The 14,587-nt window shown below is 62.3% G+C and carries 11 protein-coding genes; 3 read left to right on the top strand and 8 right to left on the bottom strand.

Annotated elements, in window-relative coordinates; all coding sequences use genetic code 11:
• Window positions 1–99 precede the first annotated feature (99 nt).
• Both CNX70_RS10845 and CNX70_RS10840 read left to right on the top strand, forming a co-directional pair.
• Window positions 100–807, top strand: a complete 708-nt coding sequence (locus CNX70_RS10845) for a glutathione S-transferase family protein (RefSeq protein ID WP_096234697.1) — start codon at window positions 100–102, stop codon at window positions 805–807.
• Window positions 808–925: 118 nt separating this feature from the next.
• On the top strand, window positions 926–3,010 hold the full coding sequence (locus CNX70_RS10840) for a S9 family peptidase (RefSeq protein WP_096234696.1): 2,085 nt from the start codon (window positions 926–928) through the stop codon (window positions 3,008–3,010).
• A gap of 143 nt (window positions 3,011–3,153) precedes the next feature.
• On the opposite strand, the gene CNX70_RS10835 is transcribed toward CNX70_RS10840, so the two are convergent.
• From CNX70_RS10835 to CNX70_RS10800, 8 genes are all read right to left on the bottom strand, one after another.
• Window positions 3,154–5,208, bottom strand: coding sequence for an esterase-like activity of phytase family protein (locus tag CNX70_RS10835; protein WP_096234695.1), 2,055 nt, complete (start codon window positions 5,206–5,208; stop codon window positions 3,154–3,156).
• A gap of 71 nt (window positions 5,209–5,279) precedes the next feature.
• Complete coding sequence (locus CNX70_RS10830; protein ID WP_096234694.1) at window positions 5,280–6,206, bottom strand: helix-turn-helix domain-containing protein; 927 nt, start codon at window positions 6,204–6,206, stop codon at window positions 5,280–5,282.
• Window positions 6,207–6,261: 55 nt separating this feature from the next.
• A complete protein-coding gene (locus CNX70_RS10825; protein ID WP_096234693.1) occupies window positions 6,262–7,179 on the bottom strand; it encodes a helix-turn-helix domain-containing protein in 918 nt (305 codons plus the stop codon).
• Window positions 7,180–7,193: 14 nt separating this feature from the next.
• Window positions 7,194–8,669, bottom strand: coding sequence for a mannitol dehydrogenase family protein (locus CNX70_RS10820; protein ID WP_208624524.1), 1,476 nt, complete (start codon window positions 8,667–8,669; stop codon window positions 7,194–7,196).
• Window positions 8,669–9,718 carry an ABC transporter ATP-binding protein gene (locus tag CNX70_RS10815; protein ID WP_096234692.1) on the bottom strand — a complete coding sequence of 350 codons (1,050 nt, stop codon included), beginning with the start codon at window positions 9,716–9,718 and terminating at the stop codon, window positions 8,669–8,671. The genes CNX70_RS10820 and CNX70_RS10815 overlap by 1 nt, the downstream gene beginning before the upstream one ends.
• Window positions 9,719–9,741: 23 nt before the next feature.
• Window positions 9,742–10,560, bottom strand: coding sequence for a carbohydrate ABC transporter permease (locus tag CNX70_RS10810; protein ID WP_071078291.1), 819 nt, complete (start codon window positions 10,558–10,560; stop codon window positions 9,742–9,744).
• A gap of 10 nt (window positions 10,561–10,570) precedes the next feature.
• A complete protein-coding gene (locus CNX70_RS10805) occupies window positions 10,571–11,431 on the bottom strand; it encodes a carbohydrate ABC transporter permease (RefSeq protein ID WP_096234691.1) in 861 nt (286 codons plus the stop codon).
• A 213-nt stretch (window positions 11,432–11,644) separates the two neighbouring features.
• Window positions 11,645–12,955 (bottom strand): ABC transporter substrate-binding protein, encoded by a 1,311-nt coding sequence (locus tag CNX70_RS10800; RefSeq protein WP_096234690.1) that lies wholly within the window; start codon window positions 12,953–12,955, stop codon window positions 11,645–11,647.
• A 310-nt stretch (window positions 12,956–13,265) separates the two neighbouring features.
• Between CNX70_RS10800 and CNX70_RS10795 the strand changes: the two genes are divergently transcribed.
• Window positions 13,266–14,534 carry a maltoporin gene (locus CNX70_RS10795; RefSeq protein ID WP_096234689.1) on the top strand — a complete coding sequence of 423 codons (1,269 nt, stop codon included), beginning with the start codon at window positions 13,266–13,268 and terminating at the stop codon, window positions 14,532–14,534.
• Window positions 14,535–14,587: the final 53 nt, after the last annotated feature.

The raw sequence follows: 14,587 nt of genomic DNA, 5'->3' as shown, positions 1-14,587 counted from the left end.
TGGTATAAAAAATGTACCTATACCACATTATTCTGCCTTCTTCCAAATAGTAACCATTACCCTTAGACTGCCCTTCCCCCATCCAATTGGAGCTCCAGCATGGAAACCACCCTGATCTATAGCGTGCCGTTCGGCTGCTCGTTTGCCTCCATCGCCGCCCTCGAATGGAGCGGCTTGCCGTATCGCCTGGCTCGCGTGGAAGCACGCGAGCCGGCCAGCAAGCAGCATCCCGCCTTTCTCGCCATCAATCCGCTGAGCCAGACGCCGGCCCTGCTCACGCACGCGGGCGCGCCGCTGCTGGAAAGCATGGCGATCCTGCTGCACCTGGCCGCCCGCGCACCGCACAAAGGCCTCGGTTTTGCGCAGGGCACGCCCGCCTACGACCGCCTGAACAGCGTACTGTCCTTTCTGCACACGACGTTTCACGCCGCCTTCATGCCCGCCTTCCAGGCGTCGCGTGCAGCGCCGGACGATACGCGCGCGGCTATCTGGCGCGAGATGGCCATCGAGAAGGTCAACAAAAGCCTGGCGCACCTGGAGCGCCTGCTCGCTGGCCGCGCCTGGCTCGCTTCGGAGACGGCACCGAGCATCGCCGACGCCTACCTGGCCGCCACGGCGCGCTGGGCCGAACCGCTGCAACTGGCCAGCCTGGCCGATTATCCGCACGTGGCACGCGTGCTGGCCGCGTTGGAACAAGACTCCGGCATCCGCTTTACCCACGCCATTGAAGACGGCTTGCCGGCCACCAGCCAGGGCGGCTTCCTGGGCCACTTGGCACTCGACCAACTGGCACTGCCAGCCGGCTAACCGGCGGTCAACTCCCGCAGCAAGCGCATCTTTATTGCTATGATGTCGGGCTGCCGGCGGTACAGCCGGCCACGTCAATACCATATCAATAACGTCGTCATCAGAATCGGGAGTTTGAATGAGTTTACGTCTGCTGCTCTTGGGAGCATTCAGTGCCGCCATGGCCACCACTGCCGCCGTGCCGGCATTGGCCGCGCCGCGCGGTTTCACCGTGGAAGACATGGTGGCAATGGAAAGAGTGGGCAGCCCCGTGCTGTCGCCGGACGCCACGCGCGTCGTCTACACGGTGCGCACGACTAACCTGGACAAAAACCGCGGCAACACGCAGCTGTGGCTGATCGACCTGCGCGCGCCGAACGCGGCGCCACGCCAGCTCACGCGTGGCGATGCCAGCGCCAGCGACCCGCAATGGTCGCCGAACGGCGACGCCATCTACTTCCTGTCCGGCCGCTCCGGCTCCTCGCAAGTATGGCAGCTGCCCCTGACCGGCGGCGAAGCGGCCAAGGTCACCGACCTGGCGCTGGACGTCGACACCTACCGGCTGTCGCCGCAGGGCGATCGCCTGGCCTTCAGCATGGGCGTCTTCCTCGATTGCGCCGATATCGCGTGCACCAAGAAGCGCCTGGATGAAAAAGCGAAGAACAAGGCCAGCGGCATGGTCTACGAGCAGATGTTCGTGCGCCACTGGGATACCTGGGCCGACGGCCGCCGCAACGCGCTGTACTCGGCACCGATCGACGCCACAGGCAAGGTCAGCGCCACGCCCGTCAGCCTGAGCGGCACCCTCGATGGCGACGCGCCATCGAAACCGTTCGGCGACAATGGCGAATACCATTTCAGCCCGGACGGCAAGACGGTGGCCTTCTCCGTGCGCGTGGCCGGCCGCACGGAAGCGTGGTCGACCAACTTCGACGTCTACACGATCCCTGCCGCCGGCGGCCAGGCGCCGCGCAACCTCACCGCCGACAATCCGGCCTGGGATGCGAAAGCCACGTATTCGCCCGATGGCCGCACGCTGGCGTATGTTGCCATGACCAAGCCAGGCTTCGAGGCGGACCGTTTTCATTTGGTGCTGATGGATGTTGCCACGGGCAAGAAGCGCACCCTGGCCGACGACTGGGACCGTTCCGTAGCGGACTTCCGCTGGACGCCGGACAGCAAGGCTTTCCTGGTCGCCGCCGATGACGTGGGCCAGCACCGTCTGTTCCACATCGACGCGGCCAGCGGCAAGGTCAACGCGCTGACGGGCAAGGGCGCCGTGGGCGACTTCGACATGCGCGGCAATACCATCGTGCTGGCGCAAGCCAACCTGGCCTCGGGCGCGCAGCTGTACACACGCAAGCTCGACGCCAAGTCGGAAAACGCACCACTGCAGCAGTTGACGAAGCAGAACGCGGCAGCGCTGGCGGACGTGCGCTTCGGCGAATATGAACAGTTCTCGTTCGCCGGCGCGAATGGCGAAACCGTCTACGGCCACGTGATGAAGCCGTGGAACGCCAAGGCCGGTGAAAAGTATCCGATCGCCTTTTTGGTGCACGGCGGCCCGCAAGGCAGCTTTGGCAACAGCTGGAGCTACCGCTGGAATCCGCAAGTGTATGCGGGCGCCGGCTACGCCACCGTCTTCATCGACTTCCATGGCTCCACCGGCTATGGCCAGAAGTTCACGGATTCCATCAGCGGCGACTGGGGCGGCAAGCCGCTGATCGACTTGCAAAAGGGCCTGGAAGCGGCCACCAAGAAGTTCCCGTGGCTGGACCGCGAGCGCAGCTGCGCGCTGGGCGCGTCGTATGGCGGCTACATGATGAACTGGATCGCCGGTAACTGGCCGGACGGCTTCAAATGCCTGGTCAACCACGACGGCGTGTTCGACAACCGCGGCATGGCTTACGCAACGGAAGAACTGTGGTTCACCGAGTGGGAAAACGGCGGCACCTATTACGACGCACCGGCCAAGCACGAACAGTTCAATCCCGTCAACTTCGTGAAGAACTGGAAGACGCCGATGCTGGTGGTGCAGGGCGACCTGGACTTCCGTATCCCCACCGCGCAAGGCCTGGGCACCTTCACGGCGCTGCAGCGCCGTGGCATCCCGAGCAAGCTGCTGGTCTTCCCGGACGAAAACCACTGGGTGTTGAAACCGGCCAATTCGCTGCTGTGGCATCACACGGTGCTCGATTGGTTGAATACCTACACGAAAAAATAAGCAGATACATGTCGGATTACAGCCTTCGGCTTAATCCGACCTAGGCAAAAAAGCCGCGCGGTGCATCTCTGCACCGCGCGGCTTTTTCTCATGTAGGTCGGATTAGCGGCGCGCAGCGCCGCGTAATCCGACACAGCAGCACATCAATACGTATTAAGCGCCTTGGCAAACTTCACGATCCACAAGCGGCTTGGACGCTCGCGGTCGTCGCCGCGCGCCACGCGGATGGTGTTGGCGGCGTTGCAGCCGGCCGCGCTGCTGGTGACGATGACGCCGTTGGCGTCGACCGTGCACTTGGTCACGTCGGCGTCCGCCACTTCCACGCCATTCGCATCAAAGATCTTGGTTTTCAGGCCGAAGTCATTGTCATTCGCCAGCGCGATGGTGGAGTCGTCGATCAGGGTCAGGCCTTCCGCCTTTTCCGCCGCCCAGCCGATGGCGTTCAAGTCCAGCAGCAGGGTTTTCTTCAGGGGAGTGACAGCGGCCCAGTCGGCGCCATTCACGGCCGCGCCGCCCATGCTGCTTTTTTCCAGGTCCGAGGTCGTCGCGTTGAAGGCGGCGGCCGCAATGTCCGTGGCGCCCTTCAGTTCGACCAGCATCAGCTTGTTGAAGACCTTGCCCGATGGCGCGGCGCCCTGCTCGATGACGAGGAACTTGCCGCCGCCCAGCGCCACCATGTCGCCCAGCTTGGCGTTGCCCGTGCGGCCATCCTGGTAGTCGGCGGCATTGAGCGGATACGCATACATCTTGCCGCTGCTGCCCGTCGTCGGGTCGAATTCGATCCAGCGCGTGAAGCGGGCGAAGCGCTCGACCTGTTCATTCTTCTTCGTCACCGTGTATGGTGCCGTGCCGTCGGACAGAGGGCTTTGCAGGAAGGCGTACAGCTTGTCATTGCTCGTGTCTAGCGTCATGCCTTCCATGCCGCGGTTCGCGCGGCGCTTGGCGAACAGCGCCGGCAAGCCTTTGCCCGGCTCGTACTTGGCCTGGATGAGGCCGGTGGCCGCATCGATCTTGACGATGAAGGGGCCGTATTCGTCCGAGACCCACAGCGCATTGCGCTTCGCATCGACGACGATGGCTTCCGAGTCGAGGCCGCCCGCGTTGAAGACAGCCTTGCCGGTCGCGTCGAACTTCATCGCATCCATGACGGGAATCTCGGCCGAATTGCCCACCGCACCCACGGGCACGGGCAAGCCCGAGCTGTTGACGCTGGCCGACACCTTGATCGGCGTGCTCGAACCCAGCACGGCGCCATTCTTGCTCACCGTGATCACGCCGAACGAAGGCGTAAAGCTCGGTGACGGGAAGATCTTGCTGCCGATCGTGCCCTTGCCCGAAGGATCGGGCACCAGCGGGCCGTCGCCGTTCGGGCCACGGTCCGTCAAGCCATAGAATTCCAGGTCGCCGGCTGCATTCTTGCCCTTGTAGGCCAGGCCCGAACCGTACGACGGCAGGAAGCCGTTCGGGAATTCGCCCTTGATCTTGGCATTCGCGCCTTCGTACGGCACATAGTATTTGTCCGCCGCCTGGATCTGGTAGCGCGTCACGGTGACTTTCACTTCGCCCACCGGATTGGCCTGCGTCAGCGCTTCATTGACGGGCGCGCCCGCTTTTGAGGCGAGGGTGTCTTCGAAATGCTCGCGCACCAGCGCGCGGCGCTCGGCATCGACCGTGCGGCCGGCGAATTTTCCGCCCACCGCTGCCAAATGCGCGGCCAGCGCCGTGTTGAAGACGGCCGGCGCGGCGGCAAAGTCCAGCGTCTTGCCGGCCAGCGACGTCTTCACTTCGGCCGTCAGCTTGATGCCGTTCGACGGATCGCTGTCGTCGTCAAGCAATTGCAGCGCCAGCAGGCGGTTGACGACCTTGTCGTCCGCCACATTCGTGCTGGCGGCCAGCGCCAGCGGCGTGACGACGGCGCCGCATGGCGCCGAACCCAGGGCCAGGCCGCCCACGCTGAAAGCCACCGTATCGCCCGGGCTGCAAATGAATTCGCCCTTGGCATTGGTGCTGGCCTTGGCCGCGCTGCCAGCCACGTAATCGAGTCCTTCCACTGCACCGTCGAGGAACACGCCCGTCTGCGCCACCGGTTTGGCCGGTTCCGCCGGCGCATTATCGCTGCCGCCGCAAGCGGCCAGGGTCAGGCTGGCGGCGATGGCCAACAGGGTCAGTTTCGGGATCGACGTTACGGCAGCGTTCATGCATTCCTCGGCTAAAGTGGGATTGAAGCCGTGGAGAGTAACTGGGCAAAGTGACAAGCCCGTGACAGCCTTCAAGCCCGTGGCGTATCCGCAACAGGCCCGCCGATGCCGCCAAAGCGCCCATCGGCCTGACGCCGGAATTGCTTCGGCGTGACGCCCTTCACCTGCAGGAAGCGGCGGTTGAAATTGGCCACGTTCTGGAAACCCACGTCGTAGCAGACGTTGGAAACGTATTGGTCCGTGTCCATCAACAGCTGGCAGGCCTTGTTGATGCGCAAACGGCTGATGAAATCCGTGAAGCTGTTGCCCGTCGCCTTGCGGAAGAAACGCGAGAATTTACTCAGCGACATGCCCACTTGCTCGGCCAGCATTTCCGCCGAAATCGGCTCGCGGTAATTATCCGTGATGTAGTTGAGGACGGAATTCACCTTGGCCAGGGTGGCGTCATCGTCGTAGGAACGCAGCGAAGCGCTCGACAGCAAGCGATAGTTGGCCGTGCGCGCCAGCTTGCTCATTAATTGCACGAATGCGGCGAAGCGCTCGGCGCCATGCGTGGCGCGGATGCGCGCCAGGTGCTGCTCGGCCTCATGGCCCAGGTCGAAAAACTCCACGCCATAGCTGGAGCGCTCCAGCAGCGGCAGCAGCTCGCGCAGTTCGGGGATGACGCGCGCGGCGCCCGCCAGCGGCGCGTGGGCGAACTGCACGATCATGTCGCGCAGGGCCACGCCGCCTTCCGGCACCACGTTGGAAATCCAGTTGTGCGGCAGGCGCGGGCCCGTCAGCACCAGGTGGCCGGGCGAGAATTCGCCGATATAGTCGCCCACGAACAAGCGCCCGCTGGTGGCGACGATCAGGTGCAGCTCGTATTCTTCGTGGCAGTGCCAGCGCACGCGCGAGCTGGGATAGCCATGTTCCAGGTAATTGATGATGCCATCGTAGCTTTCGCGCTCCAGTTCGGGCGCCTTGCGCTCGCTGTCCTTCTGCCATACGTGTTCCATGCTCGTCTCTCCCAAGCGGTCCCCGCCCGTGCCATCGAATGTACCTCAAAAAACCTCAGGCGCCAAAACGGCCCAGCGCCTGCTGGCGAAACTCCTTCGGCGTCATGCCTTTCAATTCCAGGAAGCGCCGGTTGAAGTTGGCCACATTGTTAAAACCCGCCTCGTAGCAGATGTTGCTGACGTAGCGCTCCGTCTCCATCAGCAGCTGGCACGCCTTGTTGATGCGCAGGCGGTTGACGAAGTCCGTGAAGCTGTTGCCCGTGGCGCTGCGAAAGAAGCGCGAAAACGTCCGCTCGGGCATGTCCACCTGCTCGGCCAGCTGTTTCAGCGAAAACTGGCTGCTGTAATTGTGCACGATGAAGTTGATGGCGGAACTGATGCGTGCCAAAGCCACGTCGTCGTCGCTCGACTGCATCGGCACCGTCGACAGCAATTGGTAGTCGCTGATCTGCGCCAGTTCGCCCAGCAGGGTGAGAAACTCGATGAAGCGCGGCAAGCCGCTGCTGTCGCGGATACGCTGAAAGCGCCGCAGCGACTGCTCGCTGACGCCGAAAAATTCCACGCCATGCAGGGCGCGCTGCAGCAGCGGAAAAATCCCTTTTAACTCAGGAATGGCGGCCGCCATCGACGCCAGCGGCGCGTGCGAAAACTGGAGCACCATGTCGCGCAAGGCCACGCCCTCGGGCGGCGTGTCGAGCGAGACCCAGTTGTGCGGCACGCGCGGCCCCGTCAGCACCAAATGACCGGGCGCGAACTGGCCAATATAGTCGCCCACGAAGACCTTGCCGCTCGTCTCGACGATCAGGTGCAGCTCGTACTCGTCATGATAATGCCAGCGCACCAGCGCATTCGGAAAGCCGTGCTCCAGGTAGCGGATGAAACCGAAACTGCCTTTTGGCTCGAAGCCGGGCGTGGCATCGCGCTGCTGTTCCAGCTCCATCTGCGGCAAGACAGCATCGGCTTTGCGTGGCATGGCGCGCCCTCCCCTCAGGCCACGCTCTGTTCCAGCGCCGCGCGCGCGCCCAGCCCATACAGGCTGGCCAGCGCTTCGCCCACTGCCTGCGTGAACGCGGGTGTGTCGCAGAGGTCGCCGAACAGCTCGCGCAAGGACAGCAACGGCGCGGCGTCCGAGCCGCCCTGCAGTGCCAGCGCGCGCAGGCGCGCCGCATACGGGTCGTTCAGGGGCATCTCGCGCCCCTGCTCGTCGTGACCTTCCAGGTAGCGGAACCAGCACGCCACCGTGAAGGCCAGCAGCTTGATGGCGCTGCCCCGGGCCAGCGCTTCGCGCACGGACGGCAGCACGAATTTCGGGATGCGCGCCGAGCCTTCCGTGCCGATGCGCGCCAGCTGGTCGCGCACGGCCGGATTCGAAAAGCGCTCGATCAGGGTAGCCTTGTACCGTTCCAGATCGATGCCTTCCACGCTATCGAGCAGCGGCGTGACTTCGTCATCCATCATGCGCCGCACCAGCAGGCGGATGCCAGGGTCAAGCATCGCTTCATGCGCAAACGTGTAACCGAGCTGCATGCCGATGTAGCACAGGGCCTGGTGGCTGGCATTCAAGAGACGCAGCTTCATCTTTTCATACGGCAGCACGTCGCGCGTCATCTGCGCACCCACCTTTTCCCAGGCCGGCCGCCCCTGCGGGAATTCGTCTTCGATGACCCACTGGCGGAACGGCTCGCACACGACGGGCCAGGCGTCGACGATGCCGAAGCTGTCACGCAGCAGCGCCCGGTGTTCATCCGTGGTGGCCGGCGTGATGCGGTCGACCATGCTGTTGGGGAAGCTGCCATGCGTGGCCAGCCAGCGCGCCAGTTCCCCGTCGCGCAGGGCGACAAAGGCCAGCAGCATCTTGCGCGTCACGTCGCCATTGTTTTGCAGGTTATCGCAGGACATGATGGTAAACGGCGCCAGTCCACGCCGGTGGCGCAGGGCCAGCGCCGCGGCCAGGTAGCCGAACGAGCAGCGTGGCGCATCGGGATGCGCCAGTTCATGCACGATATCGGCATGATCCGCGTCAAATTCGCCCGTGCCCTGGTTCACATAGTAGCCGCCCTCGGTGATGGTCAGCGCGACGATGCGCGTGCCGGGGTCCGCCAGTTTTTCCAGCACGGCTTGCGGCTCGTCGGGCGCATACAGATACTCGCCGACGCTGCCGATGATGCGCGCCGAGTCGCCGGCCGCGCTGCGTTCGACCACCGCATACAAGCCGTCCTGCGCCCGCATGGCGTCGCGCATGGCCGCGTCGGTCGGCAGCAAGCCCACGCCGCAATAGCCCCATTGCTCATTTCCGGGCAAGGCCAGCAAGTCGTCGAGGTACACGGCCTGGTGGGCGCGGAAAAAGCCACCCACGCCGATATGCACGATGCTGGCCACGAGCGTCTCGCGCGCGTACGCGGGCACGGCCACGTTGGCCGGCAACTGCGCCAGGTTCGCCTGGTTCAATGCGATGGCGTCCATTACAGCGCTCCTTTCGCCGCCGCATAGGTCTTGCCGGCGCGGTCAAAATAGTGAACGAAGCCCGGCTCGAACGTCAAATGCGTCTGCTGGCCCGGCTGCAGGCTGCTGCGTTCCGCGCCGCGCGACACCACCTGCACATTGTTCGGCAAGCGCACATAGGTCAGGGTTTCCACGCCCAGGGACTCCACCAGGTCGACGGTGACGGGCACGCTGCCCGGCTGCGCCGCGCCCAGGTGCACGTGCTCGGGGCGGATGCCGACAAAGCCGTCCGCCTGCGCCGCGCTGCCCGCCTGCGCCAGCAACTGAGGCGCCGCGTCGGCCGGTACCACGTTCATGCTGGGCGTGCCGATGAATTGCGCGACAAAGCGGTTGGCGGGATGGTCATACAGTTCCAGGGGCGAGCCATGCTGCTCGATCTGCCCGTCGCGCAGCACCACCACCCTGTCGGCCAGGGTCATCGCCTCGACCTGGTCGTGCGTCACATAAATCGTGGTGGCGCCCAGCTCGCGGTGCAGCTTGGCGATCTCGATGCGCGTCTGCACGCGCAGGGCCGCATCGAGGTTCGACAGCGGTTCATCGAACAAAAACACTTTCGGGTCGCGCACGATGGCGCGGCCGATGGCCACCCTCTGGCGCTGGCCTCCCGACAGCTCTTTTGGCGTGCGTTCCAGGTAACGCCCCAGGTCGAGGATGGCGGCCGCCTTGTCGACTTTCTCGCGGATGATGGCTGGATCGACGCCGGCCAGTTTCAGCGCAAACGACATGTTCTGAAACACCGTCATGTGCGGGTACAGCGCGTACGACTGGAACACCATCGCCAGGTCGCGCTTGGACGACGGCACGTTGGTGATGTCGCGCCCGTCGAGCGACAGCTTGCCGCCGTCGATCGGCTCCAGGCCCGCGATCAGGCGCAGCAAGGTGGATTTTCCGCAACCTGACGGCCCCACGAAGACGACGAATTCGCCTTGTTGGATATCCAGGTCGATGCCCTTGATGGCGCGGTGCTCGCCAAAGAATTTTTCGATATTGTTCAGTTGAAGGTAAGCCATGATATGTGTCTCTATTCTTTCGTTTATTTGACTGCGCCGAAGGTCATGCCTTGCACGAGTTGCTTCTGGCAGAACCAGCCCAGCGCCATGATCGGGGCGATGGCCATCAGCGATGCGGCCGACAATTTGGCCCAGAACAAGCCTTCCGGGCTGGAATACGAGGCGATCAGCCAGGCCAGCGTGCCCGCGTTGGACGCGCCCAGGTTCAGCGACCAGAACGATTCATTCCACGACCACACCATGCACACCAGGGCCGTGGAGGCGATGCCGCCCACGGACAGGGGCAACACGACGTGGCGAAATTCATCCCACACGGTGGCGCCATCCATACGCGACGCTTCCAGAATCTCGCGCGGCAGCTCCTTCATGCTGGTGTACAGCAGCCAGATCATGATGGGCAGGTTCATCAGCATGAACATGATGGTCAGGCCGATGCGCGTGTCGAGCAGGCCGAAGTACTGGTAGCAGATATAAATCGGCATCAACGCGCCCACGCCGGGCATGTAGCGCGAGCTGAGCATGAATTTCAGCAAACCGATGGTGCCGCCCGTGGGAAAGAAGGCCATCGAATACGCGGCCGGGATGGCGATCAAGAGGCCAATGGCGGTGGAGACCACGCTGGTAAACAGCGAGTTCCACGCGTAACCGAAGTAATTGTCGCGCGCCAGCACTTCGCGGAAGCTGTCGAGGGTCGGCGTGAAGAACAGCAGCGGCGGCGTGGAAATGGCTTGCCCTTCCGTCTTGAAAGCCATCAGGCCCAGCCAGAAGATGGGAAAGAACAGCAGCAGCGCACACAGCCAGGCGGCGGCCGTGCGGCCATACAGATTGAATTTGCTATGCATCAAGGTCTCCTTATTTCGACAGATTCTTGCCGATGACGCGCATCAGGAAGAAGGCGGCGATGTTGGCAATGAGCACGGCGAACAGGGCACCGGCCGAGGCCGCTCCCACGTCATACGACAGCAGCGCCTGCTGATAAATCATGAAGGTGATGGTGGTCGTGTCGAAACCGGGACCGCCGCCCGTGGTGGTGAAGATTTCCGCAAAGATCGACAACAGGAAAATCATCTCGATCATCAGCACCACCGAGACGGCGCGGCCCAGGTGGGGAATGTAGAGGTAGCGCAATTGCTGCAAATAGGTGGCGCCATCCATGCGCGCCGCTTCCAGCTGTTCCCGATCCATCGATTGCAGGGCCGTCATGAAGATCAGGCAGGCAAACGGCAGCCATTGCCACGAGACCATCATGATGATGGAAAACAGCGGGTGGGCCGACAGCCAGTCGACGGGCGTGGCGCCAAAGAAGATGCTGATTTGCGCAAACAGGCCGTAGATCGGGTTGAGCAGCATGTTTTTCCACATCAGGGCATTCACGGCCGGCATGACGAGAAACGGCGAGATCAGCAGCACGCGCACGATGGCGCGCCCGGGGAACGCTTCATTGATCAGCAAGCCCAGCGCCGTGCCCAGCACCACCGTGATCAGCATGACGGAAAACAGCAGGGTAAACGTGTTCTGCAAGGCCGGCAGGAACGAGGCATCGGTAAAGAAAAAATGGAAATTGGCCAGGCCATGGAAAGGATGACCACTCGGATCGAGCATGGAATAGCGCACGAACGAGTAAAACAGGGTAATCAGCAGCGGAACGACGGAAATGACGGAGACGGCGACCACGGCCGGCGTCAGCAAAGTCCGGGGGATAATGCGTTTCATAATGTTCTCTTGGGACGTGAGGTGAGTGATATAGCGCAATAGCAAGGCCAGTCACATCACCTGTGTTACAAACCAAACAGCACAGCAAAGATGCCTGACAAAACCGTAGCGAGCGGCAGTGATTTGTGGCCGAGAAGCGCAACCGTACTCTAGTACGGTGAGCATCGCCGGCCGCAAAGCGCGACGCGCAGTAGGTTTGGTCAGGCTATCCTCTTACTTGTAATAGCCGCCTTTACGCATCTCGCGCTCCGCCGTCTGCTGCGACAATTCCAGCGCCTGGTCCACCGTCACCTTGCCCAGCAATGCTGCCGCCATCTGCTGGCCGGCCGCCACGCCGATCACCTGGAATTCCGGGATCGATGCGAATTGCACGCCCACGTACGGCGACGGCAGCATGGTGCTTTGCACGGCGCGCGTGGTGGCCAGGGCCTTGCCTTCGGCGGCGGCAAATTTCGCCACTTTCTGGAACTCGGGGCTGGCATACGTCGACTTGCGCGTGCCCGTCGGCACGTTGGCCCAGCTCGTTTCCCTGGCCACCAGTTTCACGTAATCGGGCGAGGTGGCCCAGTTGATGAAGCGTTGCGCTTCATTCGGGTGTTTGGAACTGGCCGGAATCGCCAGCGACCAGATCCACAACCAGTTGGCGCCCCGCTCCGTCACGCCGATGGGCGACTGGGCAAACGCCACCTTGTCGGCCACCTTGCTTTGCTTGGGGTCCGTGATGAAGGAGGCGGCGATCGTCGCGTCGATCCAGATACCGCACTTGCCCTGGTTGAACAGCGCCAGGTTTTCATTGAAACTGTTGGCGGCTGCGCCCGGCGGGCCGTATTTCTTCATCAAGTCGACATACATGGTGACCGCGTCCTTCCACGGCTTGCTGGTAAATTGCGGTTTCCACTGCATGTCGAACAGCTGGCCGCCATAGGAATTGGCCATGGTGGTGATCAGGGCCATGTTGTCGCCCCAGCCCGGCTTGCCGCGCAGGCAGATGCCGTACACGCCGTTGGCCGGATCGTGCAGCTTGGCGGCCACGTCGCGCAACTGGTTCCAGGTGGGACGGTCTTCGATCGTCACGCCGGCTTTTTTGACCAGGTCGCTGCGGTACATGATCATCGAGCTTTCGCCATAGAACGGCGACGCGTACAGCTTGCCATCGCCGGAGAGGCCTTCGCGTATGGCCGGCAGCAAGTCATCGATATCGTATTTGGCGTCCGGCTTGATGGGGATCAGCCAGTTTTTCTTGCCCCAGATGGGCGTTTCATACAGGCCGATGGTCATCACGTCGAACTGGCCGCCCTTGGTGGCGATATCGGTGGTCATGCGCTGGCGCAAGACGCCCTCTTCCAGGGTCACCCATTTGAGCTTGATGTCGGGATTGGCTTGCTCAAAGAACTTGCTGAGCTTTTGCATTTCGATCATGTGGCCGTTGTTGACGGTGGCGATGACCAGGTCGGTGGCGGCAATCGCGGACGAAGCGAAGCAGAAGGCGCCGGCGCACAGCGCGGCAATGGCGGAACGTTTCATTGTGTGTCTCCAGTGTTTTTTGTCGTTGGCAATGCCGGCATGCTTGGCACCACGACCACAATGTAGCACCGGACTTTGATACTTTCTGATACTCCGAAACCGCAATTCGATACTCTTTTGCAGACCCGCTATGCACCAGAGTATCGATATTAAGTAAAAACAACACTTTGAAAGAAAGTATCGCTACTTGTTCGATTTGTATCAGGGTGGTTAAAAAAGCGCTGCTAGACTTGGTTTTCGGCATTAGACCGTATGCGCTGACCGTCCTCTTGGGCGCCAGCGCTACCACCTACATTTTTCTGGAGACCGCATGAATCGCACTGCATTGAAAACCTTACCTGCGCTGATCCTGGCCATCGCCAGCGCTTCCGCCATCGCCGATCCCATGTACCCAAGCGACGCCGAAGGCTTCCATGGCTACCTGCGCGCCGGCGCCGGCAGCAATACGTCGGGCGACGGCGGTTCGCAAGGCTGCTTCGGCCTGGGTGGCAATACCATGAAATACCGTCTGGGCAATGAGTGCGACGCCTACACGGAATTCGGCTACACCAAGTCCGTCGCCAAGTCCGGCGGCGTGAACTACCTGGCCACCATCTGGGTCAACGCTTACGCGCCAAACTCCGATTTCGGCGACAACAAGCTGGGCATCGTCAAGGCCTACGTCGAAGCGCAGGGACTCGACTTCCTGAACGGCGGCACGGCCTGGATCGGTAAACGCTTCTACTACCGTCCTGACATCCACATGCTGGATCTGCAATACATCAACATGAACGGCACGGGCGCCGGCCTGGACCGCATTCCTGCGGGCCCGGGTAAATTCTCGTATGCCTTCTTCAAGGACAACGACATCAAGATCGCGTTGCCGAACGGCGGCGTCAACACCAAGTCGGCCGTGCGCCAGAACTTCATCTTTGGCGAGATTCCCGTCAATGAAAACGGCACGCTGGACCTGGCCGCGACCTACATCATCGGCGAAGGCAAGGACGACGTCCTCACGGGCAAGCGCAATAACGGCTGGCAACTGTCGGCCTTCCACCGTCAAGGTAAAGTATTCGGCGGCGGCAACACCTTTGGCGTGCAGTACGGCGTCGGTCCTGGCACAGGCAATGGCGCGCAGTTCGGCGCTTCGGGCGACACCAATTTCGGCTCGGACGTGAAACGCATGCGCATCTTCAATGACATGGCGATCCAGCCGATGGCCAATTTCGGCATGGAATTCGTCGCCCTGTGGCAAAAAGACGAGTCGAACGCCAAAGGTTCCTCGACCTGGACCTCGGTTGGCGTGCGTCCTGTGTATGCATTCACCGACAACTTCAAGCTGGTGGGCGAACTGGGCACGGACAGAGTGACGCAAGCGGGCGGCCAACCGGCCAAGCGCCTGACCAAGCTGACCATCGCGCCGACGATCTCGGCCGGTCCTGGCCTGTGGTCGCGTCCTGAACTGCGCGCTTTTGTGACCTATGGCAAATGGAACGATGCGGCCACCGCCTCGGTCAATGCGTCGAACAACGGCGGCCCGATCTACAACAACAATACCAGCGGTACCTCGTATGGTTTCCAGGTAGAGACCTGGTTCTAATACCAAGCTGCGGTAGAAACTAAAAAGGGCGGAACCGAGGTTCCGCCCTTTCC

This window comes from Janthinobacterium svalbardense (genome assembly GCF_002327145.1).
GTDB lineage: Bacteria > Pseudomonadota > Gammaproteobacteria > Burkholderiales > Burkholderiaceae_D > Janthinobacterium > Janthinobacterium tructae.
The sequence above is the reverse complement of the archived record's forward strand: the minus strand, read 5'-3'. Positions and strand labels throughout refer to the sequence as shown.

Bases quoted from the DNA above. Each gene is read 5' to 3' on its own strand.
- CNX70_RS10845 (WP_096234697.1), top strand. From the start codon at position 100: ATGGAAACCACCCTGATCTATAGCGTGCCGTTCGGCTGCTCGTTTGCC.
- CNX70_RS10840 (WP_096234696.1), top strand. From the start codon at position 926: ATGAGTTTACGTCTGCTGCTCTTGGGAGCATTCAGTGCCGCCATGGCC.
- CNX70_RS10835 (WP_096234695.1), bottom strand. From the start codon at position 5,208: ATGAACGCTGCCGTAACGTCGATCCCGAAACTGACCCTGTTGGCCATC.
- CNX70_RS10830 (WP_096234694.1), bottom strand. From the start codon at position 6,206: ATGGAACACGTATGGCAGAAGGACAGCGAGCGCAAGGCGCCCGAACTG.
- CNX70_RS10825 (WP_096234693.1), bottom strand. From the start codon at position 7,179: ATGCCACGCAAAGCCGATGCTGTCTTGCCGCAGATGGAGCTGGAACAG.
- CNX70_RS10820 (WP_208624524.1), bottom strand. From the start codon at position 8,669: ATGGACGCCATCGCATTGAACCAGGCGAACCTGGCGCAGTTGCCGGCC.
- CNX70_RS10815 (WP_096234692.1), bottom strand. From the start codon at position 9,718: ATGGCTTACCTTCAACTGAACAATATCGAAAAATTCTTTGGCGAGCAC.
- CNX70_RS10810 (WP_071078291.1), bottom strand. From the start codon at position 10,560: ATGCATAGCAAATTCAATCTGTATGGCCGCACGGCCGCCGCCTGGCTG.
- CNX70_RS10805 (WP_096234691.1), bottom strand. From the start codon at position 11,431: ATGAAACGCATTATCCCCCGGACTTTGCTGACGCCGGCCGTGGTCGCC.
- CNX70_RS10800 (WP_096234690.1), bottom strand. From the start codon at position 12,955: ATGAAACGTTCCGCCATTGCCGCGCTGTGCGCCGGCGCCTTCTGCTTC.
- CNX70_RS10795 (WP_096234689.1), top strand. From the start codon at position 13,266: ATGAATCGCACTGCATTGAAAACCTTACCTGCGCTGATCCTGGCCATC.